General features: G+C 67.2%; 16 protein-coding genes. 9 read left to right on the forward strand and 7 right to left on the reverse strand.

Annotated elements, in window-relative coordinates; translation table 11 throughout:
- Window positions 1–117: 117 nt before the first annotated feature.
- On the reverse strand, window positions 118–2,826 hold the full coding sequence (locus ACXJKM_RS13575; RefSeq protein WP_457352923.1) for an alpha-1,6-glucosidase domain-containing protein: 2,709 nt from the start codon (window positions 2,824–2,826) through the stop codon (window positions 118–120).
- A gap of 126 nt (window positions 2,827–2,952) precedes the next feature.
- On the opposite strand from ACXJKM_RS13575, the gene ACXJKM_RS13580 reads away from it, so the two are divergent.
- Window positions 2,953–4,578: an alpha-amylase family glycosyl hydrolase gene (locus ACXJKM_RS13580; protein ID WP_457352925.1), complete on the forward strand. Its 1,626-nt coding sequence runs from the start codon at window positions 2,953–2,955 to the stop codon at window positions 4,576–4,578.
- The gene (locus tag ACXJKM_RS13585; protein ID WP_457352927.1) at window positions 4,575–6,404 is read left to right on the forward strand and encodes a glycoside hydrolase family 13 protein; all 1,830 of its coding nucleotides are present in this window, start codon (window positions 4,575–4,577) and stop codon (window positions 6,402–6,404) included. Before ACXJKM_RS13580 ends, ACXJKM_RS13585 begins: the two co-directional genes overlap by 4 nt.
- Before the next feature lie 48 nt (window positions 6,405–6,452).
- Here the strand turns inward: ACXJKM_RS13585 and ACXJKM_RS13590 are convergent, their stop codons facing one another.
- The 5 genes from ACXJKM_RS13590 to ACXJKM_RS13610 form a co-directional block, all read right to left on the reverse strand.
- A complete protein-coding gene (locus tag ACXJKM_RS13590) occupies window positions 6,453–7,130 on the reverse strand; it encodes a PEP-CTERM sorting domain-containing protein (protein ID WP_457352929.1) in 678 nt (225 codons plus the stop codon).
- A gap of 159 nt (window positions 7,131–7,289) precedes the next feature.
- Window positions 7,290–8,801, reverse strand: coding sequence for a 4-alpha-glucanotransferase (malQ, locus tag ACXJKM_RS13595; protein ID WP_457352931.1), 1,512 nt, complete (start codon window positions 8,799–8,801; stop codon window positions 7,290–7,292).
- Window positions 8,798–10,876, reverse strand: coding sequence for a glycogen debranching protein GlgX (glgX, locus tag ACXJKM_RS13600; protein ID WP_457352933.1), 2,079 nt, complete (start codon window positions 10,874–10,876; stop codon window positions 8,798–8,800). Before glgX ends, malQ begins: the two co-directional genes overlap by 4 nt.
- 86 nt (window positions 10,877–10,962) lie before the next feature.
- A complete protein-coding gene (gene glgB / locus ACXJKM_RS13605) occupies window positions 10,963–13,140 on the reverse strand; it encodes a 1,4-alpha-glucan branching protein GlgB (protein WP_457352935.1) in 2,178 nt (725 codons plus the stop codon).
- A 2-nt stretch (window positions 13,141–13,142) separates the two neighbouring features.
- The gene (locus ACXJKM_RS13610) at window positions 13,143–15,599 is read right to left on the reverse strand and encodes a glycogen/starch/alpha-glucan phosphorylase (protein WP_457352937.1); all 2,457 of its coding nucleotides are present in this window, start codon (window positions 15,597–15,599) and stop codon (window positions 13,143–13,145) included.
- Window positions 15,600–15,961: 362 nt separating this feature from the next.
- On the opposite strand from ACXJKM_RS13610, the gene ACXJKM_RS13615 reads away from it, so the two are divergent.
- The 7 genes from ACXJKM_RS13615 (at window position 15,962) to ACXJKM_RS13645 (ending at window position 25,390) form a co-directional block, all read left to right on the forward strand.
- Window positions 15,962–17,083 (forward strand): ABC transporter ATP-binding protein, encoded by a 1,122-nt coding sequence (locus ACXJKM_RS13615; RefSeq protein WP_056201815.1) that lies wholly within the window; start codon window positions 15,962–15,964, stop codon window positions 17,081–17,083.
- Window positions 17,080–18,321 carry a maltose/maltodextrin ABC transporter substrate-binding protein MalE gene (gene malE, locus ACXJKM_RS13620; protein WP_457352939.1) on the forward strand — a complete coding sequence of 414 codons (1,242 nt, stop codon included), beginning with the start codon at window positions 17,080–17,082 and terminating at the stop codon, window positions 18,319–18,321. The genes ACXJKM_RS13615 and malE overlap by 4 nt, the downstream gene beginning before the upstream one ends.
- A 5-nt stretch (window positions 18,322–18,326) precedes the next feature.
- Window positions 18,327–19,910, forward strand: a complete 1,584-nt coding sequence (gene malF / locus ACXJKM_RS13625) for a maltose ABC transporter permease MalF (RefSeq protein ID WP_457352941.1) — start codon at window positions 18,327–18,329, stop codon at window positions 19,908–19,910.
- Window positions 19,911–20,188: 278 nt separating this feature from the next.
- Window positions 20,189–21,079, forward strand: coding sequence for a maltose ABC transporter permease MalG (gene malG, locus ACXJKM_RS13630; RefSeq protein ID WP_056201809.1), 891 nt, complete (start codon window positions 20,189–20,191; stop codon window positions 21,077–21,079).
- A gap of 5 nt (window positions 21,080–21,084) precedes the next feature.
- Entirely contained in the window at window positions 21,085–23,457 is a 2,373-nt protein-coding gene (locus ACXJKM_RS13635; RefSeq protein WP_457352943.1) for a glycoside hydrolase family 13 protein, read from the forward strand.
- Entirely contained in the window at window positions 23,454–24,332 is an 879-nt protein-coding gene (locus ACXJKM_RS13640; protein WP_457352945.1) for an aldo/keto reductase, read from the forward strand. Before ACXJKM_RS13635 ends, ACXJKM_RS13640 begins: the two co-directional genes overlap by 4 nt.
- Window positions 24,314–25,390, forward strand: a complete 1,077-nt coding sequence (locus ACXJKM_RS13645) for a hypothetical protein (RefSeq protein WP_457352947.1) — start codon at window positions 24,314–24,316, stop codon at window positions 25,388–25,390. Before ACXJKM_RS13640 ends, ACXJKM_RS13645 begins: the two co-directional genes overlap by 19 nt.
- Before the next feature lie 230 nt (window positions 25,391–25,620).
- On the opposite strand, the gene ACXJKM_RS13650 is transcribed toward ACXJKM_RS13645, so the two are convergent.
- Entirely contained in the window at window positions 25,621–26,460 is an 840-nt protein-coding gene (locus ACXJKM_RS13650; protein ID WP_457352949.1) for a PA4780 family RIO1-like protein kinase, read from the reverse strand.
- Between the last annotated feature and the right edge of the window lie 6 nt (window positions 26,461–26,466).

Consider the following 26,466-nt stretch of genomic DNA (forward strand, 5'->3'; position numbering starts at 1 on the left):
TTCCTTGAATCCTCAACCGGCAAGCCCGCGCACCAGCGTGTCGTCGCGTCTCACCGGAAGCCGTTGGCGGAATATCGTTGCTTGTTCGCGCCGCTGCAAATCCCGCCAACGGCGCCCTCAATCCAGCACGAACACGGCCGCACTGCGGGCCGGCACATCGAAGACACCGCGAACCGCCTTGGCCTCGCGCGCCACGCGCCGATCCGCCGCCTGTGAATGGCGCTGCGCCGGGTGCAGGCGCCAGACGGCAGAGGCCTCCTCGGGGAGCTTCAGCGTCTGCGCCGTCGGCGCGACGTTGATCAGCGTCATCACGGCTTTGAAGCCCGCGCCCGGCAGGCCCTTTCCGTCGATGCGCGTCGCCACCAGCACCGGGTTCTGGCTTGGGCCGCTGCCGGGGAAGCTCAACCGCTTCTTGATCTCGGCGGCGCTGCTCAACCGCAGCAGCGGCGTGCTGGCGCGGATCTGCAGCAGGTCGCGAAAGACGTCGCGGGCCCAGGCGATCTCGGCCGGGCCGGGGGAAATGGCCCCATCGGTCAGCCGCTCGCGGGCCAGCGCCCAGTCGCGGCCGTCCTTGCCGAAGTTGTCCTGCCTGGGCGGCAGGCCGGTGCCGAAGTGGTTGCTCTTGTAGCTCCAGTCCAGCCGGTTGAACCAGTCGCCGCTGTCGTAGCTGTTGCGGTCCATGCTCTTGCTGCGCAGGATGTCCTGGCCGGCATGGAAGTAGGCAATGCCCTGGCTGAAAGCCACCACCGCAGCGCCCAGCATCTGCACGCGGGCGCGGTCCGCGCGGCTGGTCGCCAGCGGCAGCTTCAACGTGTTGACGTCGAACAGCGTCTGGTTGTCGTGGTTCTCTACGTAGTTGACGACCTCGCCCGGCTCGGACGCGAAGCCGGCCGGCTGGTCGCCGCCGTAGAGGATGGCATCGAGGCGCTTGGTCTCGCCACGCCAGGTCGTCAGCTCATAGCCGCGCAGCGAGCCGGCCAGGCCGACACGGATCATGTCGGCGGCGGCCAGCAGCTCTTCCGGCTTCGCGTTCGACAAGGCATTGGGCGCGTACACCAGGCCATTGAGCCAGCCCTGGTTGCGCACGCTGTCGTCGCCGCCCTCGCCTGCGCTGCCACCTCGTGCGGCATCCCGGCCGCGGTCGCTGAACGAGCCGATGCCGCTGCCGTTCAGGCTCAGCTGCGAGGCCTGCACAAAGCGTGCGCCGTTGCCCACCTCGCCGAAGTTCCAGCCCTCGCCCAGCAGTTGCACCGGCCGGCCGGCTTCGGCATTGACACGCTTTTGCAGCCTCTCCATCGCCTCGCGCGGCTGGTGGCCCATCAGGTCGAAGCGCATCGAGTCGATCTTGTAATCGCGCACCCACAGCGCCGCCGAGTCGATCATCAGCTTGGCCATCATGCGATGCTCGGTGGCCGTGTTGTCGCAGCAGGTGGAGCGCTCAACCTCGCCCTTGGCATTGAGGCGGTGGTAGTAGCCGGGCACGAGGCGGTCCAGCACGGACTTGGGCGCCTGGCCGGCCGCGGCCATGTGGTTGTAGACCATGTCCATGCCGACGCGCAGGCCGGCCTGGTGCAGGGCCATCACCATCTGGCGGAACTCGACGACGCGCCGGAGCGGGTCGGTCGCGAAGCTCCCCTCGGGCGCATTGAAGTGCCAGGGGTCGTAGCCCCAGTTGAAGCAGTCGCCGGCCGCCACGGCCATGACGGCGGCCTGCTGGGCCTCGCCGTCGGCGGGCGCGTCGGGCACCGTCGGCGTCATACAGCCGCGCTCCGGCACGCTGGCGAGGTCGAAGACCGGCAGCAGGTGCACGTCGGTCAGGCCGGCCTTGGAAAGCGCCTTGAGGTGCTTCATGCCGTTGGACTCACCTTGCGTGAAAGCCAGGTATTTGCCGCGCCATTCGGGCCGCACAGTCGTGTCGCTGACCGAGAAGTCGCGCACATGCAGTTCGTAGATGACCTGGTCGGTGGCGAGCCTCACGCGTGTCGGGCGCGGCGAGGCGTCCCAGCCACGCGGCTTGAGCGCGGGGGCAGCAAGGTCGGCGACGACGCTGAGCCGCGAGTCGGCCGTCAGCGCGACCGAATAGGGATCGGTGACGAGATTGCGCACCCGGCCATGGGTGGGCGTGACGACGTCGACGAGGTAGCGATAGGCCTGGCCGCTCAGGTCGCCCGGCAGCTCGGCACGCCAGACACCGATGGCGGCATCGAGACGCATCGCATCGACCGCCACCGCGGGCGACTCGGGCCCGGCATGGCGACACAGCAGCACACGCTGGGCCGTCGGCGCCCAGACGGCAAAGCGCGTCTGCGCCTTGGCGGGATGGACGCCAAAATCCGTCACGCGCTCGGCCGCGGCATAGAGGTCGTCCAGGGCGCCGGGCAATTGCAGGCCCGTCGCGCCGATGACCCGGCCGTCGGCAGCTTCGTGCACCAGCATCAACTGCTCACGCAGCAGGGCCGCGGCATCCGCGCCGCCCGCAATGGCGAAGCGCGGCCCCTCACCGATGAAACGGAATCGCGCCGGCAGCGCCACCGTGGCGGGCACGAGTTCGACCGCCCCATCGGCGCCAGTGACCCTGTCGCCAGCCGGCGCCTTCAGCCCCGCCGCCCGGGCGTGATGCAGGCGCACACGGTCGCCGCCCTGCAGCTTCAGCCCCGGCCACTGCACGGTCCGCGCATCCAGCCAATAGGCCTCGGCTGCCGGCCGCGCAGCAGGTGCGGGGATCGGCACTTCGGCATTGCAATCGTCCAGATCGTCGGCGTGCGCTGCACCGGCAATCAGCGTCAGGCCCAGCGCCATGCAGCACAGCAGGGGGCGAGATGGCATGAAGGTCTCCTTGTTGTTTTGAATAGTAGCAAAACTACATTCATCGAAATCCCGCTAGCGAATCAACCAATGTCGTCGCTATGCTCGACATCAGATTGATAAGTAGTTTGATTACATGATTGCCTCATGGACAAGTTTTCTCGTCCACACCGCCACCTGCTGAACACCATGCAAAAGCAACTGCTGCTCACCCTCGCACTGGCCGCAGCGGCCACGGCACAAGCCCAGATCGACACACGGCCGGTACCGCCCCAGCCGCGCGCCAGCGCCCTGCCCGCGAACTGGCAGCACGGCGTCTTCATGGAAGTCTTCGTGCGCGGCTACCAGGACAGCAATGGCGACGGCATCGGCGACCTGAAAGGCCTGACCCGGCGACTGGACTACCTGAAGAAGCTCGGCGTCAGCGGCCTGTGGCTGATGCCCATCACCGCCAGCTCCGATCACGATCACGGCTACGCCACGACCGACTTCCGCGCCATCGAACCGCAGTACGGCACGCTGGCCGACTTCGACGAGCTGATCCGCGAGGCGCACCAGCGCGGCATCGCCATCGTCATGGACTACGTCATCAACCACGCGTCCTGGCAATTCCCGCCCTTCCAAGAGGCCGTGACCGACCGCAACAGCCCCTGGCGCAGCTGGTTCGTCTGGAATACCGCGCCGGGCCCCGGCTGGGACATCTGGGGCAAATATCCCTGGTACGACGCCGCCACCAAGCCGTGGGACTGGCCCGGCGAACTGAAGGACCTGCCCGCGCCGAAGCCTGGTGCGCCGGACGTGTTCTTCGGCACCTTCGGCCCGCAGATGCCCGACTTCAACATGCGCAACCCGGCCGTGGTGCAGTACCACGAGGACTCGCTGCGCTTCTGGCTCAACCGCGGCCTGGACGGCTACCGGCTGGATGCCGTGCCTCACCTCATCGAGAACAACGCCAAGGACTGGAACGACCAGCCCGAGAGCCGCGCGCTGACCAAGCAGTTCCAGGACCTGATCAAGAGCTATCCCGGCCGCTATGTCGTCTGCGAGGCCACGGCCGAGCCGATCGCCTACGGCGACCCCGGCCTGTGCGGCGGCGCCTTTGCGTTCAATCAAAACTACGAGCTGATGAAGGCCGCCAAGGGCGATGCCGCAGCGGTGAAGAAGCTGGCCGACTACTACCGCGCCATGTCGCCGACGATGGCGACCTTCCTGCACAACCACGACATCTTCACCGGCCAACGCGTGTGGGACCAACTGCACGGCGACGAAGCCCGCTACCGGCTCGCCGCGGCGAGCTATCTGCTGCTGCCCGGCACGCCCTTCGTCTACTACGGCGAGGAGATCGGCCAGGCTGGCATCGACGGCAAGGGTGACGATCCGCTGCGTTCGCCAATGAGCTGGACCGCGGCAGGTGGTTTCACGACCAACCCCCAGCCCTTCCGCCCGCTGGCCCTGAACCGCAGTGCCCATAACGCCGAAAGCCAGCAGCGCGACGCCGGCTCGCTGTTCAACTTCTACCGTGAGCTGATCGCGCTGCGCCGCGCGTCGCCGGCACTGACATTGGGCCGCTACGAGTCCGACCGCGTCGACGGCGCCGTCTGGAGCTTCCAGCGCGTGCAGGGCAAGGAGCGTGTCCTCGTTGCCATCAACTACGGCGACACACCGGCCACCATCGAACTGACGGCGCATGCCCGGGCGCTCTATCCCAAGGGCGCCGTCTCCGCCACGCTGCAGCCGCTTTCGGTGCGCATCTACAGCTTGCAAGCGCCATGAAGTCCCTGATCACCCTGACCACCGCCCTGTTGATGAGCCTGAACACGATGGCCGCCGGCCTGCAGCATGTCGAACCGCCCAACTGGTGGGTCGGCATGCACGACACCTCCCTGCAACTGATGCTGCATGGCAGCGGCATTGCCGGCGCCCAGCCGACGCTGGCGCCCTACCCCGGTGTGATGCTGAAAGGCAGCCACCGCGCCACCAGCGCCAACTACCTCTTCATCGACCTCGACGTGAGCTCCGACGCCAGGCCGGGCGAACTGGTACTGAACGTCGCCGGCACGACGCTGCGCTACCCGCTGCTGGCCCGCGCGCCGGGCTCGGCGCAGCGCCAGGGCTTTGGCCCCAGGGACGCCATCTATCTCGTCGTGCCGGACCGCTTCGCCCAGGGCGGCAGCGGCAAGCCCGCCGACATGAAGGAAGGCATCCACCGCGACGACCCCGGCGGCCGCCACGGTGGCGACCTGGCCGGCATGCGCCAGCACCTGGGCTATATCGCTGGGCTCGGGTTCACCCAGGTCTGGCCGACGCCCTTGGTCGAGAACAACAGCGCCAGGTACAGCTATCACGGCTATGCGGCGACGGACTTCTTTCGTGTAGATCCGCGCTTCGGCACCAATGACGATTTCGGCGCCTTCGCCAACGAGGCTCGGGCCCAGGGAGTCGGCGTCATCCAGGACGTGGTGCTCAACCACATCGGCAGCGGCCACTGGTGGATGGCCGACCTGCCGGCGCCGGACTGGGTCAACCAATGGCCAGCCGGATACACCGAAACCCACCACGCGCGCATGACGCTGCAGGACCCTTACGCGTCGCCGAGCGACCGCCTGCGCTTCACCGATGGCTGGTTTGTTCCCGGCATGCCCGACCTGAACCAGCGCCGGCCCGAGCTGGCCACCTATCTGACGCAGATGACGCTGTGGTGGATAGAGCGCTTCGGCCTGTCAGGCATCCGCACCGACACCTACTCCTACTCCGACCGCGACTTCCTGACCCGCTGGTCGGCCCGCGTCATGCAGGAGTACCCGCGCCTGAACATCGTCGGCGAGGAATGGAGCCCGCACCCGGCCGTCGTGTCCTACTGGCAGCGCGGCAAGAAGAACCATGACGGCTATGTGTCATACGCACCCAGCCTGATGGACTTCCCGCTGCAGGGCAATCTGCTGGCCGCGCTGATCGAGGACGACGGCGCCCACACCGGTCTGACCAAGCTCTACGAGGGGCTGGCGCATGACTTCGTCTACCCCGACCCGGCCAACCTCGTGCTGTTCGACGGCAACCACGACACGCCGCGCCTGTTTTCGCTGCTCAAGCGCGATGTCGGCCTGACCAAGATCGCGCTGGCCTACCTCGCCACCACGCGGCGCATCCCGCAGCTGTTCTACGGCAGCGAGATCCTGCTCGAGAGCCCCGTGGAGCGCGACGACGGCCGCGTGCGCGCCGACATGCCCGGCGGCTGGCCCGGCGACACCGTCAACGCCTTCACCGGCGCGGGCCTGACGGCCGAGCAGCGTGAGATGCAGGACTGGACGCGCCGCCTCTTCAACTGGCGCAAGGGCGCCACCACCATCCACGACGGCGCGCTGATGCAGTACGCACCGCTGGACGGCTGCCATGTCTTCTTCCGCTACGAAGCCGACCGCACCGTCATGGTCGTGCTGAACAAGAGCGCCGAGCCGGTGAATCTGGCGCTGTCCCGCTTCAGCGAGCGCGTGGCCGCGGGCGACCGTGCCCGCGACGTCCTCGGTGACCGGGAGTTCAGCCTCGGCGCCGCGCTGACGGTGGCGGCGCGCAGCCCGCTGATCCTGGAAGTCTCGCGCTGAACGGAAAAGGGCTCCTTGCGGAGCCCTTGTTGCCGAGGCGAACGCCTATCAGCAGGGGCGACGGCGGCGTGCCAGCAGGCCGACAACACCCAGGCCGGCGAGCAGCAGCGCGTAGGTCTCAGGTTCCGGCACGGGGTTTGCGGTGAACGCGAAACTCAGCTTGTTCTGCGGCTGCGCGCCGATGGCGGCGAAGCTGCCGCCGGAGGCATTCAGCGTGATGGAAGCGCCCGTCACGGCGAAGCTGCTGAACGCGCCGACCGGCACGCTGGTGGAGCCGGAGAAATAGCCCAAGAAGGGGTTGATGACCGTCTGCGTCAGGGGCGCTGAAGGCAACGCCATGGGCGCGCCGCCATCCAGCGAGACCATGCCCGTCGCGGTGATCGACGTCGTCGCGCCGCCGTTCTGGGCGTAGACGATGTTGCCCAGGCTGGACATGACGGCACCGCTCAAGGCGTAGCCCGGGTTGACCGAGATGGTGAAGTCGGGAATGGCGAAAGTGGCCGACATCGCCACGCCACCCACGCTCGTGACGTTCACCGACGGGTCCACCGACCAATCGAAGCCCACAGCGCCGCCACCGGCCGTGAACCAGCTGCTGATCCAGCCGAAGCCCGTGGTGGTTTCGTCGTAGGTGACTGAGTAGGAGCCGGCGTTCAGCGTCGTGGTGGCGCTGGCCAGGCCGGAAACGAGCAGGGCCACGGCGGCGGCAAGGGTCTTGATCTGCATGGTGGACCTTCTTTGGAAGCGCCCCGGCGCAAAGGCGCACCGAGGAAACCGGCCGATGCTAGCGAAATGCCCCGCAGCCCGCCCCTCTGATTGATCAACAACATGCTACCGATGAAGCCAAACCGCCCCCCCGGTTCAGGGGGAAGGCGGCTTGCAGCGTCAGGCGGGCAGCTTCAACAGCTCGAACGGGCCCCGGCCCGAAGCCGCGGTAATGAGTCCGAGCACACGGGCCGGCTCGCTGCCCAGCATGCCCCAGTGGAAGCGCCAACCCCAGTTGCCACCCAGCACGCCGGGCACATTCATGCGGTGGGCGCTGTTCAGGCCAAGCACGTCCTGCAGCGGATACACGGCCATGTTGGCCACTGAATTCGCGCAGGCGCGGATCATGGCCCAGTGCACGTCGTGGTCGCCGCAGGCGAGGTAAGAGCCGGCAAAGGCGCGCTCGCGAGGCTTGGCCTGGTCCCACCACCCGCGCACGGTGTCGTTGTCATGCGTACCGGTGTAGGCCACCGAGGCCCTGGGCCACATATGCGGCAGGAACTCGTGCTGCGCTGTAGCGCCGAAGGCGAACTGCAGGATTTTCATGCCGGGGAAGCCGCAGCCATCGCGCAGCGCGTGCACGTCATCGGTGATGAAGCCCAGGTCCTCCGCCACGATGGGCAGCGGGCCCAGGGCTTGTCTGATGGCGTCGAAGAGGGCCATGCCCGGGCCGGTCAGCCACTGGCCCTGCGTGGCGTCGGGGCTGCTGGCGGGAATCTCGTAGTAGCCGGCAAAGCCGCGGAAATGGTCGATGCGAAAGACGTCGGCCTGCGTCAGCGCGCGCTGGATGCGCGCCGTCCACCAGGCGTAGTTCTCGTCGGCCATCTTGTCCCACCGGTAGAGCGGGTTGCCCCAACGCTGGCCGAGCGGGCCGAGGTCATCGGGCGGCACGCCGGCCACCACCGTGGTCTGGAAGTTGTCGTCCAGCTCGTAAAGGTCCGGGCGCGACCAGCAGTCGGCGCTGTCGTGGGCGACAAAGATGGGCAGGTCGCCCATGATGTGGACGCCGCGCTCGTTGGCGTAGCTCTTGAGCGCTCCGGCCTGCACGTCGAACTGCCACTGCACGAATTGCCAAAAGGCGATCTCGTCGGCGTAGTCCTTGCGCGCCGCCGCCAGTGCCGCGGACTCGCGCTTCTTCAGGCCTTCGCTCCATTCCCACCACGGCTGGCCGTTCAGCGGCGAGCGGATGGCCATGAAGAGGACATAGTCGTCCAGCCAGCTTTGCGCTTCCAGGCACCACTTGGCGAAGGCGATGCGGTCCGCGTCCGCCGCGTTGGCGAAGAAGCCCTTGGCCGCGGCGCGCAACTGCTGCTCGCGCCAGGGCGTGACCGTGCCGTAGTCGACCAGAGCACCATTGAAGGAGGGAACATGGGGTTGAGCCAGCCAGCCCTTGGCGATCAGCGGTTCCAGCGCCACCATCCACTGGCTGCCGGCGAAGGCCGACACGCCCTGGTAGGGGCTGTCGCCGGGGCCGATGGGTGTCGTCGGCAGCAACTGCCAGACGGACTGGCCGGCGGACTGCAACCAGTCGACGAAACGATAAGCGTCGGGGCCGAAGTCGCCCATGCCATGGGGGCCGGGCAGCGAGGTGATGTGCAGCAGCACACCCGAGGAGCGTTGGTTCAGGTTCATGCGTGGCGCAGTACGACGAGGGAACGGGCCGGCACATTGAGCGGCTGGCCGGGAAGAACGAGGGGCGCGGCCGACTCGCCGCTGCTGTCGAGCACGAGCTGCCAGGGCCCGTTGCAAAGCAGGAAGGGCAGCGGCGCCGGGTCGGGGTTGAAGACGATCATCAGCCGCGGCGCGCCGGCATCCGCTTCGCGCAGCTGGGCGCCGAAAGCGCGCTGGCCGGCGTCGTGCCAGTCGTGCGGACTCATCTCGTGGCCGCTGGGCGCGTACCAGGCAATGCTGGCGTCTCCCGGGCCACTGGCAAACCAGCGCGGGTGGCGCAGCAGCGGCTCGCTCGCGCGCAGGGTCAGCAGTTGCGCGACGAGCTCGGTCGTGCGGCCTTCAGCCTGGTCCCAGTTCAGCCAGGTGATGCCGTTGTCCTGGCAATACGCGTTGTTGTTGCCGCCCTGGCCATTGCCGATCTCGTCACCGGCGCACAGCATCGGCGTGCCTTGCGCCAGCAGCAGCGTGGCCAGCAAAGCGCGGCGAACGCGTTCGCGGGTGGCGTTGATGGCGGCGTCCTCGGTCGGGCCTTCGGCACCGAAGTTGGCGCAGAGCTCGCCGTCGCGGCCATCACGGTTCTCTTCGCCATTGGCGTGGTTGTGCTTGGTGGAATAGCTCGTCAGGTCTGCCAGCGTGAAGCCGTCATGAACGGCCACGAAGTTGACGGAGGCGGTGGGCAGCCGCTGCCCATGGTGAAAGACATCACTCGAGGCCATGAAGCGCCGCGCCAGCTCTCCGCGCCCGACGCCCGGTCCGGCGCCGAGCCAATAGCCGCGCACGGCATCGCGGAACTTGTCGTTCCACTCCAGGAAGCGGCCGGGGAAGCGGCCGACCTGGTAGCCGTCGTAGGCCGCGTCCCAGGGCTCGGCGATCAGGTGCACGCCGGCCAGCAACGGGTCCTGGCGCAGCGCGGTGAAGAAGGCGGCATTCGGGTCATAGCCCTGGTTCGTGCGGCCCAGCACCGGCGCCAGGTCAAAGCGGAAGCCGTCGACGCCCATCTCGGCGACCCAGTAGCGCAGCGAGTCCAGCACGAACTGCGTCACGCGCGGGTGGGCACAGTTGACGGTATTGCCGCAGCCGGTCAGGTTCTCATTGCGGCTCTTGTCATCCGCGACGAGCCGGTACCAGGTGGCGTTGTCCAGGCCACGCAAGCTCAGCGTCGGGCCGAACTCGTTGCCCTCGGGCGTGTGGTTGTAGACGACGTCCAGCACCACCTCCAGGCCGGCCTCGTGCAGGGCGCCCACCATCTGGCGGAACTCGGCCGTCACGGCGGTCGGGTCGTTGCGGTGAGCCGCATTCGCCCAACGCGGGTCCGGGCAGAAGAAGCCCAGCGTGTTGTAGCCCCAGTAGTTGTGCAGGCCGCGCTCAGCGAGGTGGGGCTCGTCGATGCAATAGTGCACCGGCAGCAGCGACAGCGTCGTCACGCCCAGGCGCTTGAAATGAGCGATGGATGCGGGGTGGGCCAGGCCGGCATAGGTGCCGCGCAGTTCCTCGGGCATGCCGGGCAGCAGCTTGGAGAAGCCTTTGACATGGGCCTCGTAGAGCACGACGTCGGCCGGCGCGCGGCGCGGCTGGTGGGCACGCGCGTGATTCACGGGTGGTGGCGCGACACGCGCCTTCAGCGCCTGCGTCGCGTTGTCGCGCGCATCCAGCGAGCGCGGGCCGTCCGGGTGGCCCAGCTCGTAGCCGTGGTGCTCGGCCCGCCAGCCGAAGTGGCCGACGATCTCGCGCGCGTACGGGTCCAGCAGCAGCTTGTGCGGGTTGAAGCGGTGGCCCTGTTCGGGCACATAGGGACCGTGGGCGCGCAGGCCGTAGACCAGGCCGGGGCCAACGCCGGGCAGGAAGCCATGGAACACGCCGTCGTGCGGGCCGTCCAGCGCGTAGCGGCGCAGCTCGCGCTGGCCTTCGCCGTCGAAGACGCAGAGCTCGATGCGCGTCGCGTGCTCGCTCGCGAAGGCGAAGTTGACGCCGCCGTCACGGGCGAGCGCTCCCAACGGCTCGTGCCAGCCGGGTTGCAGATCAGGCAGATGAGCCATGGACTCAGCGCCCGCTGGGCCGCCCCGAGGGCGTTGGCGCCCCCTCGGGGGGCAGCGAACAGAGTGAGCGTGGGGGCTTCATTACTTCAGATCGGAACGAAGAACAATGTAGCCAGCGGCGGCAGGTTGATCGTGATGGACAGGCGCTTGCCATGCGCCGGCATCGCCTGCACGGGCAGGCCCGCCGCGGCGACGCCGTTGCCCATGTTGCTGCCGCCGTAGTAGGCCGAATCGGTGTTGAGGGCCTCGCGCCAGGCGGTCACGCCGTCGGGCACGCCCAGCGAATAGCCCTCGCGCGGCACAGGCGTCATGTTGCAGACGACGACGACCATGCGGCCCGTGCCGTCGCGGCGCACCCAGGCGTAGATGGAATGCTCGGCGTCATGGGCACTGATCCACTCGAAACCGCCCTGCTCGCAATCCAGCCGGTGCAGGGCCGTGTGGTCGCGGTAGAGCTTGTTGAGGTCGCGCACCAGGCGCTGCACGCCGGCATGGCGGTCGTCTTCCAGCAGGCCCCAGGGCAGGCTCTCGGCATGGTTCCACTCCTGGCGCTGGGCGAACTCCTGGCCCATGAAAAGCAGCTTCTTGCCGGGGTGGCCCCACATGAAGCCGTAGTAGGCGCGCAGGTTGGCGAACTTCTGCCAGTCGTCGCCGGGCATCTTGGCCAGCATGGAGCCCTTGCCGTGCACGACCTCGTCGTGCGAGATGGGCAGCATGAAGTTCTCGCTGAACGCATAGATCAGGCCGAAGGTCATCTTGTCGTGATGCCAGCGGCGGTTGATCGGGTCCTCGGCCATGTAGCGCAAGGTGTCGTTCATCCAGCCCATGTTCCACTTGTAGTGGAAGCCCAGGCCGCCCGCGTAGGTGGGCGCCGAGACGCCGGGGAAGCTGGTGCTCTCCTCGGCCACGCTGATGGCGCCCTCGATCTCGCCGACATGCTCGTTCATCTCGCGCAGCATCGAGATGGCCTCGAGGTTCTCGCGGCCGCCACGGATGTTGGGAATCCATTCGCCGGCGGGCCGCGAGTAGTCGCGGTAGAGCATGCTGGCCACCGCGTCCACGCGCAGGCCGTCGACGCCCCAGCGCTCGATCCAGTAGGTCGCGCTGCCGATCAGGAACTCGCGCACCTCGGTGCGGGCGAAGTTGTAGATCAGCGTGTTCCAGTCGCGGTGGAAGCCTTCCTTGGGGTCGGCGTACTCGTAAAGGCGCGTGCCGTCGAACTCTGCCAGGCCATGGGCATCGGCGGGGAAGTGGGCGGGCACCCAGTCCAGCAACAGGCCGAGGCCCTGCTCATGGCAAGCCTTGACGAAGCGGGCGAAGCCCTCGGGCGGGCCGAAGCGCGCACTGGGGGCGTACATGCCCAGCGTCTGGTAGCCCCAGGAGCCGTCGAAGGGATGCTCGCTGACGGGCATGAGTTGCACATGCGTGAAGCCCATGTCGACCACGTAGGCGGGCAGGTGCTCGGCGAGTTCGTCCCAGGTCGGGAAGTCACCGGCCACGCCGCGGCGCCAGGAGGCGGCGTGCACCTCGTAGACGCTGATGGGCGACTCGCGCCGGTTGGCGCGCTCACGCTGGCGCGGCAGCGGCGTCGGCTCGGGCAGGGCCGCGACGACGCTGGCCGTCTCCGGCCGCAACTGGGCGCGGCGGGCATAGGGGTCGGCCTTGAGCGGCAGCAGCGCGCCGTTGCCGTTGACGATCTCGAACTTGTAGAGATCGCCTTCGATGGCGTGGGGCACGAAGATCTCCCACACGCCGGCCAGGTGGCGCAGCCGCATCGGGTGGCGCCGGCCGTCCCAGTTGTTGAAGTTGCCGACGACGCTGACGCGCTTCGCATTGGGTGCCCAGACCGCGAAGCGCACGCCGCTGACGTCGCCGTACTGCACGACATGCGCACCCAGGCTCAGCCAGGGCCGGAAGTTGCGGCCTTCGGCAAAGGCCTTGAGCTCGTCGTCGCCGAGCTGGGGGTAGAAGTTGTAGGGGTCGGCATAGACGCCCTCGCCGCCCCCGGTCCAGCGCACGGCCAGGCGGTAGTCGAAGCGGTGCTTGCGACGTGGCACCTGCGCCTCGAAGAAGCCGCCGCGGCGCTCCTCCAGGTCGACGATGTGCTTCTTGCTGCTGGCATCCAGCAGCGCGACTTCCGCGGCGCCGGGCAGCAGCGCGCGCACCCAGAGCCGACCGTTGTCATCCGCGTGCAGGCCCAGCCGGCCGAAAGGATCGGCATGGCGGCCCGCCAGCAGGGAATCAACGTCGGCGTCGTTCAGCATCGTCAGGTGTTCAGACTCTTCACGGACCAGACACGGTCCACGTACTCGTTGATCGTGCGATCGGACGAGAACGGGCCCATGCCGGCGATATTGCGCAAGGCGCGTTCGGCCCAGGCCGCACGGTCGGCAAACAGCGCATCGACCTTGGCCTGGGTGGCGACGTAATCGGCGAAATCGGCCATCAGCAGGTAGACGTCGCGGTGCAGGAGGCTGTCGACAAGTTGCCGGTAGCGCTCGGTGTCGCCGTTACTGAAGACACCCGCCGCGATGGCATCGATGACGCGCTTGAGCTGGCGATTCTCTTCGACATACAGGCGCGGGTCGTAGCCCAGCTGCTTGATCTTGGCGACCGCATCGGCGCGCAGGCCGAACACGAACATGTTCTCCACGCCCATGGCCTCGGCCATCTCGATGTTGGCGCCGTCCCAGGTGCCGATCGTGACCGCGCCGTTCATGCCGAACTTCATATTGCCGGTGCCCGAGGCCTCGGTGCCGGCCGTCGAGATCTGCTCGGACAGGTCGGCCGCCGGGATGATGCTTTCGGCCAGTGTGACGCTGTAGTTGGGCAGGAAGACGAGCTTGAGCTTGTCGCCCACGCGCGGGTCGCTATTGATGACGCGAGCGACGTCATGTGCCAGACGCACGATGCTCTTGGCCGTCTGGTAGGCCGAGGCCGCCTTGCCGGCGATGACGACGGTGCGCGGCACCCAGTTCGCGTCGGGGTTGTCGCGGATCGCCTGGTAGCGGCTGATGACGTGCAGGATGTTCAGCAGCTGGCGCTTGTATTCGTGGATGCGCTTGATCTGGATGTCGAACAGGCTGTCGACATTGACCGAGATGCCCAGCTCACGGCGGATGACGGCGGCAAGGCGTTCCTTGTTGGCGCGCTTGACGGCCAGGAACTCCTCGCCCAGCTCCTTGTTGGCGGCCAGCGGCGCCAGTTCGCCCAGCTCGGCCAGGTTCTTGCGCCAGCCCTCGCCGATGCGGCTGTCCAGCAGGCCGGACAGCAGCGGGTTGGCCTGCTCCAGCCAGCGGCGCGGCGTGACGCCATTGGTGACGTTGTGGAAGCGCTCCGGCCAGATGCGAGCGTAGTCGGCAAAGATGGTCTGCACCATCAGCTCCGAGTGCAGCGCGGCCACGCCGTTGACGCGGTGCGACGAGACCAACGCAAGCGCGGCCATGCGCACGCGGCGCTCGCTGCCGTGGCTACCTTCGTCAATGAGGGACACCCGCGAGGCGAAGGCGTGATCACCGGGAAAGCGGGCCTGCACCTCTTCCAGGAAACGGTGGTTGATTTCGTAAATGATCTCGAGGTGACGCGGCAGCAGGTTCTCGAACATGCGCACGGGCCAGGTCTCCAGCGCTTCGGGCATCAGCGTGTGGTTGGTGTAGGCCACGGCTTGGCGCGTGATCTTCCAGGCCTCGTCCCAGCCCAGGCCATGCTCGTCCAGCAGCAGGCGCATCAGCTCGGCGGGTGCGAGCGCCGGGTGGGTGTCGTTGAGATGGATGGCGTTGGTCTTGCCGAGGTTGTGCAGCGAGCCGAACTCGCGCAGATGGCGCGCGATCAGGTCCTGCAGCGAGGCGCTGACGAGGAAGGCCTCCTGCTTCAGACGGAGCTCGCGGCCGGCTTCGGTGGAGTCGTCCGGGTAGAGCACCCAGTTCAGCGCATCGGCCAGCACCTGGTGGCGGGCAGCGCGGGCGTAGTCGCCCTCGCAGAAGGGCTTGAAAGCGATGGGCGCCGCCGTGGCCTGCCACTGGCGCAGCGTGGAGACGCGCTCGCTGTGGTGGGCGGGCACGATGAAGTCGAAGGCCTGGGCCTCGATGCTGTCGGCCGGCTGCCAGCGGCGCACGCCCGAGGCATCGACCTCGATGCGGCCGCCAAAGCCAACCTCGTAGCGCAGGTCCTGTCGAGGCAGCTCCCAGGCGGGCGAGTCGCGCGTCCAGTCGTCGGGCTGCTCCAGCTGGCGGCCCTGGCTGATGACCTGGGCGAAGGTGCCATAGCGGTAGCGCAGGCCGTAGCCGAAGGACGGCAGCTCCAGCTCGGCGAAGCTGTCCAGGAAGCAGGCCGCGAGGCGACCGAGGCCGCCGTTGCCCAAGGCCGCATCGGGCTCGCGCTCCAGCACATCGCCCAGGGCCAGACCCTGCTCGGCCAGCTTGGCTTCCAGCGGGTCGACCAGCTTCAGGGCGGCCAGCGCATTGGACAGCGCGCGGCCCATCAGGAATTCCATCGACAGATAGTGCACGCGGCGCACGGGCGCCTTGTCGCCACGCTGGGCGTCAGCGGCCTGCGTGGTGGCCCAGCGGCGGGCGAGCGTCTCGCGGCAGGCGATGGCCGCCGCGTGCAAGGCCGCCTGCGGCGTGGGGCCATGACTGGATTGGGACAGCTCGCGCTCGTAGGCGGTCTCGAAGGCGGCGCGCAAGGCCTTGTCTTCGGCGGAGAGGGCAGTCGGCTTCTTCATCGCGGTGGAGGCCTTGGCGGCGGGCTTGCGTTGAACGGGTAACGCGAAGCTCTTGGGTGTTGGGGAGTTCATCAGTGCCGGCCCCCAGCGACGGAGGCAAGAATGCTACTCGACGGGCAGCGTTGGCTGAAGTATCGACCAGCTCCGCCCCGTTGTGTAGTTTGACTACATCGGGAAAACCCGGAACGTTTTGCAAAGCATTGATTTTCAAGGATTTCGCAAAGATTCAAGCGAGTCAACTCTGTTGTTGCAAGCTCGTCACGAATGTATATTGTCTACAAAGGCGGCCAAAGAAGAGAAATTTAGCCGTCGAACGACGAGACAAGCCGACCACCAGACGGCCGGCGACTGAAAGGTTAGAAGTGGCAGACGTTCGACTGACCGGTGTGGAGAAAGCCTACGGCGACATCCGCATCCTTCACGGCATCGACCTGGAGATCCGCGACGGTGAGTTCATGGTCTTCGTCGGCCCCTCGGGCTGCGGCAAGTCCACGCTGCTGCGCACCATCGCCGGCCTGGAAGAGATCACCGGCGGCGAGCTGACCATCGGCGGGCGCGTCGTCAACGAGGTGCCACCCAGCGAGCGCGGCATTGCCATGGTGTTCCAGTCGTATGCGCTCTACCCGCATATGAACCTGTTCGACAACATGGCCTTCGGCCTGAAGTTGGCCAAGGTGCCCAAGGCCGAGATCGAGACGGCCGTGCGCAACGCGGCCAAGATCCTGCACATCGAGCACCTGCTGGACCGCAAGCCGAAAGACCTCTCCGGCGGCCAGCGCCAGCGCGTCGCCATCGGCCGCGCCATCGTGCGTAAGCCCGATGTCTTCCTGTTCGACGAGCCACTGTCGAACCTCGATGCCGCCCTGCGCGTGCGCATGCGCTATGAGTTCGCCAAGCTGCACGAGGATCTGAAGACCACGATGATCTACGTGACCCACGATCAGGTGGAGGCCATGACGCTGGCCGACCGCATCGTCGTGCTGTCGGCCGGCAAGATTGAGCAGGTCGGCTCGCCGCTGGAGCTGTACGAGCATCCGCGCAACCTCTTCGTGGCAGGCTTCATCGGCAGCCCGAAGATGAACTTCATCGAGGGTGAGTTGGTCGTCATCGAGGCGGGGCATGTGGACGTGAAGCTGGCCGGCAGCGGCGTCGTCCTGCGCGCGCTGGTGGATGGCAGTGGCGCCAAGGTGGGCGACAAGGTGACTCTCGGCGTGCGGCCGGAGCACATCCGTCAAGGTGGCGAGAACAACCTGGTGTACAGCACCGTCGCCTTCGTCGAATCCCTCGGCGGCATCACCTTCGCCTACTGTCCCTACCCCGGCCTCGAAGAGCCGCTGACCTGCCAGTTCGAAGGCCGCAACGGCTGCGACCGCCTGCGCAGCGGCCAGGATCTGGACCTGCATCTGCCGGCTGAAGCCTTGTACGTGTTCGACGCCAACGGTCTGGCCTTGCGCCGGCTGGCTGCGCCGGAGCTGCAGGCATGACGGCTGTGAAGAAAACACAGCCACAGAGGCACAGAGGCACAGAGAAGAAAGCTCTGAAAGCCCTTTCGCGTTTCACTGTGTCTCTGTGCCTCTGTGGCGGCATTTCGGCGGCGTCGGCGGACACACCCAAGCTCCTGGTCTGGATCAATGGCGACAAGGCCTACAACGGCCTGCAGAAGGTCGGCGATGCCTTCGAGAAGGCCTCGGGCGTCAAGGTCGTCGTCGAGCACCCGGTCGATGCGACCGACAAGTTCCAGCAGGCCGCCGGCGCCGGCAAGGGCCCGGATATCTTCTGCTGGCCTCACGACCGTGTCGGCGAATGGGCCAAGGCCGGCCTGCTGACGCCGCTGCGCCCCTCCGCCAAGCTGAAGGCCGAGTCCGAGGAACAGGCCTGGAATGCGCTGAGCTACCGGGGCCGCATCTGGGGCTACCCCATCGCCATCGAGACCACGGGCCTGATCTACAACAAGGCCCTGGTGCCCACGCCGCCTGCGACCTGGGACGAACTGATTGCACTGGACAAGAAGCTCCAGGCCAGCGGCAAGCACGCCGTGCTGTGGGACTACAACAAGAGCTTCTTCAGCTGGCCCATGATTGCCGGCGCGGGTGGCGTCATCTTCGGCCGTGATATCCAGGGTGATTTCGATCCCAAGAAGGTGGACGTCAACAACGAAGGCGCCCTGGCTGGTGCCCAGATGATCGAGCGCCTCATCAAGGGCGGCCACATGCCCAAGGGCGCGCGCTACTCCGAGATGGAGTCCGCCTTTGCCCGTGGCGAGGTGGCCATGATGATCTCCGGCCCCTGGGCCTGGGACAACGCCAGGCGCGCCAAGATCGACATCGGTGTGGCAGGCATCCCGGCCGTCATCGCCGGCAAGCCGAGCAAGAGCTTTGTCGGCGTGCTGGGCTGCATGATCTCGGCGCCCAGCAAGAACAAGGACATCGCCAAGGAGTTCATCGAGAACCACCTGATGCGCCCCGAAGCGCTGAAGGTGCTGGATGCCGACGTGCCCATCGGCGTGCCGGCCAACAAGGCCTTCTACGCCGAGCTGTCAGTCAACCCGCTGATCGCAGCCAGCATGACCAATGCGCGCAACGGCGCGCCCATCCCCAACATCCCCGAGGTCGGCCGCTTCTGGACCGCGATGGACGCGGCGCTCGAAGCCATCACCAACGGACTGCAATCACCGAAGGACGCGCTCGACGGCGCCGCCGCACGGATGCTGCTGAACAAATGAACGCCTTGTCCTCATCCCTCGGCCAAGGCGCCTACACAACGCTGCCGCCCTCGCTGACCGAGAAGCTGTCCAAGTGGCTGCACTGGCCGCTCGCCATCCTCGGCATGGTCGCCGCGCTGTATCTCGTCTTCCTGATCTACACGACCGGCCAGGCCGCCTGGGCTGCCGGCGTGCTGCTGCTGTTCACGGCGGGCTTCTACGTCTACCTGAGCCGTGGCGGCTTTGCGTGGCGCTACCTCTTCCCCGGCGTGGCCGGCATGCTGGTCTTCATCGCCTTCCCGCTCGTCTACACGGCGCAGATCGGCCTGACGAACTACTCCAGCATCCACCTGCTCAGCGAAAGCCGCGTGCGCGAGTACCTGCTGGAGCAGCATGACGCGGTGGAAGACCGGGTGCTGAACTACAGCCTGCATGCCAGCGGCGCCGAATTCCGCCTCGTGCTTAAAACCGAGGGCGAAGCCAACCCGCAGTGGATGTCGCCACCGCTGGCGCTGCGCGCGGGCAAGGACCTCCGAGTGGACCTGGCCGCGGCGGACGCCACGTCCGCACCGACAGGCGCCGCCCTGCCCTTGCCCGAGCTGATCAAGCACCGCGACGCCCTCGCCAAGCTCGTGCTCGTTGCGCCCGACAGGACCGAGCTGCATTACCTCGGCCTGCGCGAGTTCGGGCCCGTCAAGCCGATGTGGACGACGAATGCCGACGGCAGCCTGACCCGCGCGCTGGATGGCGCCGTCTTCAAGCCCAACCGTGACACCGGCTTCTTCGAGGCCCAGGCCGACGGCGGCAAGGTCGAGACGCTGCAACCCGGCTTCAAGGCCTTCATCGGCGTGGCGAACTACACGCGCATGCTGTTCGACGCCGAGTTCCGCGGCCCCTTCCTGTCCATCTTCAGCTGGACGGTCATCTTCTCTGCGCTGACCGTCGTCTTCTCAACCGCCATCGGCATGCTCTTCGCCGTGCTGCTGAACTGGGAGGGCATGAAGTACCGCACCACCTACCGCACCCTGCTCTTCCTGCCGTATGCGGTGCCGGGCTTCATTTCCATCCTCGTCTTCAAGGGCCTGTTCAACCAGAACTTCGGCGAGATCAATGCCATCTTGAACGCACTGATCGGCGTCAAGCCGGCCTGGTTTGCCGACCCGCTGCTGGCCAAGACCATGCTGCTGATCGTCAACGTGTGGCTGGGCTATCCCTACATCATGATCCTGTGCTCAGGGCTACTGAAGGCGATTCCCGCGGACCTGTACGAAGCCTCGGCGCTGGCCGGCGCCAGCCCCGCGACCAACTTCCTCAAGATCACTGCGCCGCTGATCATCAAGCCGCTGGCGCCGCTGCTGGTCAGTGCCTTCGCCTTCAACTTCAACAACTTCGTGCTGATCGCGCTGCTGACCGACGGCCGGCCGGACTTCCTGTCCACCAAGCTGCCCGCGGGCCAGACCGACATCCTCGTCAGCTACACCTACCGCATCGCTTTCAAGGACTCGGGCTCCGACTTCGGCCTGGCTGCGGCGATCTCGACGCTGATCTTCTTCCTCGTGGCGGCGCTGTCGCTGATCAACCTTCGCATGAGCGCCAAGGCACAAAAATGATGCTGGCATCGATGGGTTGCCAAGCGCGGCAGACGAGGGACTACGTGTCCCCCGGCCGCTACGCGACCTCCTCCTTTACCTTCGTCCCTCGCCCGCCGCACTCGGCAACTGGACCCAGTGGGTTTCTTCAGCGAAGGAAACCGCTGGTGTTGGATCGGGCCGGGTGGGCGGGCTGCGCAGGTAAAGGAGGAGACCGCGCAGCGGGCGGGGGACACGGAGCAGACCGCTCACCCGGGCCGATCCCGACCCATCCAGAAAGACATTCGGAGTTCTGAACCATGGCCATCGTCCTCGGCAAACAAGCCCGCTGGCGCACCCTCGCCGGCCACGCGGTGATGTGGCTCTTCATCGCCACCACCATCTTCCCGCTGCTGGCCGTCGTGTCCATCTCGCTGCGCCCCGGCAACTTCGCCACCGGCAGCCTGATCCCGACCGAGATCAGCCTGGAGCATTGGAAGCTCGCTTTGGGCATCCCCTACCAGGCCGCCGACGGCAGCCTCGTGCAGCCGCCCTTCCCCGTGCTGACCTGGCTGTGGAACTCGATCAAGATCGCCACCATCTCGGCCTTCCTCATCGTCGCCATCTCCACCAGCGCCGCCTACGCCTTCGCGCGCATGAAGTTCCGCTTCGACAAGCCGGTGCTCAACGGCATGCTGCTGCTGCAGATGTTCCCGCCGGTGCTGGCGCTCGTCGCCATCTACGCCATCTTCGAGACCATCGGCACCTATGTGCCGGCGCTGGGCATCGAGACGCACGCCGGCCTGGTGCTCGCCTACCTGGGCGGCATCGCCACGCATGTGTGGACCATCAAGGGTTACTTCGAGACCATCCCCGTCGAGATCGAGGAGAACGCCAAGGTCGACGGCGCGACGCACTGGCAGGCCTTCTCGCGCGTGCTGCTGCCGATGGCGATTCCCATCCTGATGGTGGTCTTCGTGCTGGCTTTCATCGGCACCATCATCGAGTACCCGGTGGCGTCCATCCTGCTGCGCGAAGAGGGCAACCTCACGCTCGCGGTGGGCTCCAAATACTTCCTGCACGACCAGCGTTTCCTGTGGGGCGACTTCGCGGCCGCGGCCGTGCTGTCGGGCCTGCCGATCACGTTGGTCTTCCTGCTGGCACAGCGCTGGATCGTCTCCGGCCTGACTGCTGGCGGCGTCAAGGGCTGATCCATATGTTGAAGACATTCGCGCTGTGCGCAGCGTTGCTTTCGCTCGTCCCTGCGGCTCATGCCGCCAACTGCAAACCCGCACCGCTCGGCGACGCCACTCTTTATCTGCGCGGTGGGCTGAACAACTGGGCGGCGCAGGATGACCACGCCTTCGAGTACCGCTGCGATGCCTACTTCCTCAACCTCAAAGCCAAAGGGCCGCAGGAGTTCAAGCTCGCCGATGAGGACTGGACGGCCGCCCTCACCTTTGGCGGCGACGCCAAGGGCGACCCGGCTCGCGGTGCCGGTGGCAACCTCAAGCGCGACTTCAAGGGGGAGCAGACGCTACGCCTGGCGATTGCCGCCGACGGCAGCGCCACGCTTACCGTCGGCCCCAGGACCTTCAAACCCACGCCACCCAAGCCCCTCACCGACAAGGCTGCGCTGACGACCCACTTCGACTCCCGCAGTGCCGAGTCCAAGGCGCCTTTCGGTGCCCAGCCCGCCGGCAGCGAGATCCGCTTCAGCATCGGTAACGACGTGCCCGGCCTGAAGCAGGCCACCCTCGTCATCGAACGCCGCCAGATGACCGGTAACCAGGAGCAGCTCGCCTACGAATCTGTGGCCCGCATCGCCATGACGCCACATTCGCGCGGCATGGGCATCGGCTTCACAGCGAGCTATCGCTTCGACGCCACTGGCATCTACGGCTACTGGTTCGAGATCGAGACCGCCCAGGGCAAGTACGCGCTGCAGAACAACAAGGACCCCATCTACTGGACGCGCGAGAAGGGCTCCATGGGGCCTGCCTCGGTCGAGCGCCTGCCGTCCAACACCAACCGCGTGCGCCGCTACCGCCAGACCATCCATGCGCCCGGTTTCGAGGTGCCGGCCTGGGCCCGGGACATCGTCTACTACTACGTCTTCCCCGAGCGCTTCCGCAATGGCGACAAGGGCAACGACCCTCGCCCCGGCGGCGGCCGGCCACAGGACCGCTACCAGGACCGCGACGTCGAACGCCACGAGAAGTGGAACGAGAAGCCCTTCAAGCCGAGTACGGGTGACGGCTCGGACAAGCTCTACAACAACGACTTCTTCGGTGGCGACCTCGCCGGCATCATCGAGAAGCTGGACTACATCAAGAGCCTGGGGGCCAACGCCATCTACCTGACGCCGGTGTTCCGCGCGCCCAGCAACCACAAGTACGACGCGGCCGACTACAAGCAGATCGACCCGGCCTTCGGCAGCAACGACGACTTCGTTCGCCTGTGCGCCGAAGCCGCCAAGCGCGGCATCCGCGTCATCCCCGACACCTCGCTGAACCACGTCGGCGCAGACTCTCCCTACTTCAACCGCTTCTCCAATTTCCCCGCGGGCGGTGCGTTTGACGGCGGCAAGATCAACCCCGCCTCGCCGTATGCGAGCTGGTTCAAGTTCAAGCCCGAGGAGACTGACCCCAACAAGCAGTTCCAGGGCTGGGTCGGCGTGTCCGATCTGCCGGAGATCGACAAGAGCGCCCCGTCCTTTCGCGCCTACGCCTACCGCGACAAGGACTCGGTGACCAACCTCTGGCTGGACCGCGGCGCGGCCGGCTGGCGCATGGACGTGGCGCCCTGGGTGCCCGACGACTTCTGGCGCGAATGGCGCCAGGCTGTCAAGGCCAAGAAGCCCGACGCGCTGACCGTCGCCGAGACCTGGTTCGATTCGTCGAAGTACTTCCTCGGCGACATGTTCGACTCGACGATGAACTACATCTTCCGCAACGCCGTGCTGGACTACGCCGCCGGCAAGAGCGGCAAGCTGATGGCCGCCAACCTGGAGCTGATGCGCGAGGCCTATCCGGCGCAGTCCTTCTATGCGCTGATGAACCTGTTGTCGACCCACGACCAGCCGCGCGCCCTGCACCACTTCGGCGAGGACCGCGATCTGGCGCTGGCCAAGCAGCGCCTGCGCCTCGCCGTCTTCTTCCAGATGACCTACCCCGGCTCGCCGACCATCTACTACGGCGACGAAGTGGGCTTGGGCGGTGGCGACGACCCCTACAACCGCGCGCCCTACCCCTGGGCCGACGAAGGCGGCCAGCCCGACAACGCGCTGCTGGCCGACTTCAAGCGCCTGACCCAGCTGCGTCACGACCTTCCCGTGCTGCGCCATGGCACGCTGAGCGCACCGCTGCATGTTGACGACCATGTCGTCGTGCTGGCGCGCCAGGACGGCAAGACCTGGGCCATCACGGCGACCAACAACAGCGACAAGCCACGCACCGTCAGCGTTGGCCTGCCCTTCCCGGCCGACCAACTGCGCGACGCACTGGGCGGCTCCACCGTGACCGTGAAGAACGGCTGGATTCAACTCACCGTGCCGCCGCTGTTCGGCCGCGTCCTCATCACCCCATGATCCTGAACCCTCTCGGCCACACAGGCCTCAAGGTCTCCGCGCTGGGCTTCGGCGCGATGCACATCAACGACGAGCGCACGACCGAGGCTGAAGCCGGCGCGTTGCTGAACCATGTGCTGGACCTTGGCATCAACCTCGTCGACACCGCCCGCGGCTACGGCCTCAGCGAGGAGCGGATCGGCCGCCACCTCAACACGCGCCGTGCGGACTTCGTGCTGTCCACCAAGGTGGGCTACGGCGTCGAAGGCGTGCCGGACTGGACGTACGACTGCATCGTGCAGGGCGTCGAGCGCGCGCTGCGGCTGATGCAGACCGACTGGCTCGACATCGTCCACCTGCATTCATGCCCGCTGCATGTGCTGGAGCAAGGCGAGGTGACGCGCGCGCTGAACGACTGCCGTGCGAGCGGCAAGCTGCGCGTGGCCGCCTACTCGGGTGACAACGCCGAGATCGACTTCGCGATCGCCAGTGACGCCTTTGGCAGCCTGCAGACCTCGGTCAGCATTTGCGACCAGGCCCATCTGAACCTGCGTGCCGCTCGGGCCGACCATGCCGGCATCGGCGTCATCGCCAAACGCCCGCTGGCCGGCGCCGTCTGGCGCCATGCGCAGCGGCCGGATGACTTCGCAGAAGGCCAGTACTGGGACCGCTTCAAGGCCATGAGCCTGCCCGCGAAGGAAGACTGGGCTGACCTGGCCCTGCGCTTCGCGGCCTTCCACACGGGCGTTGCCAGCGCCATCGTCGGCACCGCCAAACCGGCCAACCTGCGCCGCAACATCGAAGCGATCTCGCGTGGACCGCTGCCAGCCGAACTGGTGGTCGCCGTCCGCGCGGCCTTCGACCAACATGGCGATGCATGGCCGGGCCTGATCTGACGCTGGACGAAGCACGCCAGCGAACCAACCTGGCTTTCATCTCCAGTGGTGCCGAGTTCGCCTTTGGTGATGCGGCCGCGCTGCCCTTGCCGGTCGCGCAACTGAAGGCACTGAACGCCGACAGCCCCGGCGTTGAAGCCGCGCACAACGGCGGCTTGACCGCCGAGGTGCTGTGCCTCAACCACGCCGGCCAGCGCTGGGCCATCAAGCGCGCCCGCGCCGAATGCCGGGTGCGCAACCCCGACGGCCAGACATCCTTCCTGAACGAGCTGCAGCGCCACGCCGAGCTGGCCGGGCTGGCCTTGCCGGGCGTCGTCGCGCCCGCCTACGGCTCGCTACGCGATGGCCTCGTCGTATCGCCCTGGATTGCCGGCCGCCCCCCGGGCGTGCTCGACGAGCGCCAGGCGCGCACGCTGCTCGAAGCCGGCTGCGCGCTGATCGAGCACGGCTTCTTCGAGTGGGACTACAGCGCCGGCAATCTGCTGGACGACGGCGAACGCGTCTGGCTCTACGACTTCGGCTACTGCTACCGCTTCGACCCGCTGACACAGTTCAACAGCGCCGGCGATGGCCACAACCGCCCCCAATACCACCTCGCCGAACGCATCGAAAGCCGCCACCTGTTCGGCGCCTTGCTCGATGCGGGCAGCGATGGCGACGCCCTGTCCCATTTCCTGGGTTTCAAGCGGCTGGCAGCGCAGGCCTATGAGGGCCTGGCCGAGCGCCTGGCCTGCCGCGGCGCCACCGGGCGCGTCATCGGTCACTACCGTGGGCTGGCCGTTCGCTGGCGCCACGAACTGGTCCACGCGCCGGGTCGGCTCTACCTGGCCGACGCCTGGCGCGCCCACCGCAGCGATCTCGAAGACGACCTGCGCGGCCGCTCCTGCACGCCGCGCACCCTCAGGCGTGCCCAGTGGCTCCAGCAGGCGCTGCGCGAGCACGGCCACACCCTGCGCAGCTGCGGCGCATTGGCGCAGCAAGATGCAGCCCTGGACGACGCGGCTTTGCTGCACCAGCTGCGCGAACAACAACTCGAAGCCGAGCGCCACCAGCTCTAGGGTCAACCCCGTCACCTCGGCGGGACTGGCCATCGCGCCCAACCTGATGCTGCACTACCCCGCGGCGGCCTATCTCTTCGTCAGCCCGAGTCGCCCCGGCCTGGCCGCCGAGCTGAAGACCCGCCTGGAGGCGGCGATCACCGACGGCATCTTCCAGCGTCTGCATCGCGAGTTCTACGGCGCCGTGCTGCAGGCCAGCGGCGCGAGCTGTAGCTGCAGCCGGGCGAAACCTAGCTCATGCGAAGAACGCGCGCTGCCTCTTCCAGGCGCGCGTCCTCGATCTCCCTCAACACGCCCGACAGGTCCACCTCGCCGCGCTTGTGCTCGTAGCGGCCCGTCAGCGGCATGCCGGGCACCAGCAAACCGGCAGCGTAGAGCGACCAGATCTCGGGGCCGTACTGCGTGGCCAGCAAGTCCGGCGCGTGCTGGCCGAAGAAGTTGCGCAGGTTGTTCACGTCGCGTATGAGCATGCGCGGCGCATGGTTGTTGCCGGCGGCGTCCACGGCCTGCGGCAGGTCGATGATGACCGGGCCATCGGCGGCCAGCAGCACGTTGAACTCGGACAGGTCGCCATGGATGACACCCGCGCAGAGCATGCGAACGACCTCGCCGATCAGCGTGTCGTGGTGCTGGCGCGCCTCGGCCGCGCTGAAGCTCAGGTCATTGAGCCGCGGTGCAGCGTCGCCGAACTCATCGGCCACCAGTTCCATCAGCAGCACGCCATCATGGAAGTTGTCGGGCCGCGGCACCCGCACGCCGGCCGCAGCCAGGCGGTAGAGCGCGTCGACCTCGGCGCTCTGCCACGCCGCCTCCTGCTGCTGGCGGCCGAAGGTCGTGCGCTTGGCCATCGCGCGCGCCTGCCGGCTGTTGCGGACCTTGCGGTTCTCGGTGTAGTCGACGGCCTGGCGGAAGCCCCGCTTGTTGGCCTCCTTGTAGACCTTGGCGGCACAGGTGTCATCGCCGCAGCGCACGACGTAGACATCGGCTTCCTTGCCGCTCTTCAGTTGCCTAACGACGCTGTCGATCAGGCCTTCATCAATCAGTGCCTGCAGGCGGGCGGGTGGTTTCATGGCGTC

It is taken from the genome of Roseateles sp. P5_D6 (assembly GCF_054049415.1).

What these genes read in the sequence shown, in the direction of transcription:
- ACXJKM_RS13575 (WP_457352923.1), bottom strand. Translation starts at nt 2,826, where the DNA reads ATGCCATCTCGCCCCCTGCTGTGCTGCATGGCGCTGGGCCTGACGCTG.
- glgX (WP_457352933.1), bottom strand. Translation starts at nt 10,876, where the DNA reads ATGGCTCATCTGCCTGATCTGCAACCCGGCTGGCACGAGCCGTTGGGA.
- malQ (WP_457352931.1), bottom strand. Translation starts at nt 8,801, where the DNA reads ATGAACCTGAACCAACGCTCCTCGGGTGTGCTGCTGCACATCACCTCG.
- ACXJKM_RS13645 (WP_457352947.1), top strand. Translation starts at nt 24,314, where the DNA reads ATGGCCGGGCCTGATCTGACGCTGGACGAAGCACGCCAGCGAACCAAC.
- ACXJKM_RS13635 (WP_457352943.1), top strand. Translation starts at nt 21,085, where the DNA reads ATGTTGAAGACATTCGCGCTGTGCGCAGCGTTGCTTTCGCTCGTCCCT.
- malE (WP_457352939.1), top strand. Translation starts at nt 17,080, where the DNA reads ATGACGGCTGTGAAGAAAACACAGCCACAGAGGCACAGAGGCACAGAG.
- ACXJKM_RS13650 (WP_457352949.1), bottom strand. Translation starts at nt 26,460, where the DNA reads ATGAAACCACCCGCCCGCCTGCAGGCACTGATTGATGAAGGCCTGATC.
- ACXJKM_RS13590 (WP_457352929.1), bottom strand. Translation starts at nt 7,130, where the DNA reads ATGCAGATCAAGACCCTTGCCGCCGCCGTGGCCCTGCTCGTTTCCGGC.
- ACXJKM_RS13610 (WP_457352937.1), bottom strand. Translation starts at nt 15,599, where the DNA reads ATGAAGAAGCCGACTGCCCTCTCCGCCGAAGACAAGGCCTTGCGCGCC.
- ACXJKM_RS13585 (WP_457352927.1), top strand. Translation starts at nt 4,575, where the DNA reads ATGAAGTCCCTGATCACCCTGACCACCGCCCTGTTGATGAGCCTGAAC.
- ACXJKM_RS13580 (WP_457352925.1), top strand. Translation starts at nt 2,953, where the DNA reads ATGGACAAGTTTTCTCGTCCACACCGCCACCTGCTGAACACCATGCAA.
- ACXJKM_RS13640 (WP_457352945.1), top strand. Translation starts at nt 23,454, where the DNA reads ATGATCCTGAACCCTCTCGGCCACACAGGCCTCAAGGTCTCCGCGCTG.
- glgB (WP_457352935.1), bottom strand. Translation starts at nt 13,140, where the DNA reads ATGCTGAACGACGCCGACGTTGATTCCCTGCTGGCGGGCCGCCATGCC.
- malG (WP_056201809.1), top strand. Translation starts at nt 20,189, where the DNA reads ATGGCCATCGTCCTCGGCAAACAAGCCCGCTGGCGCACCCTCGCCGGC.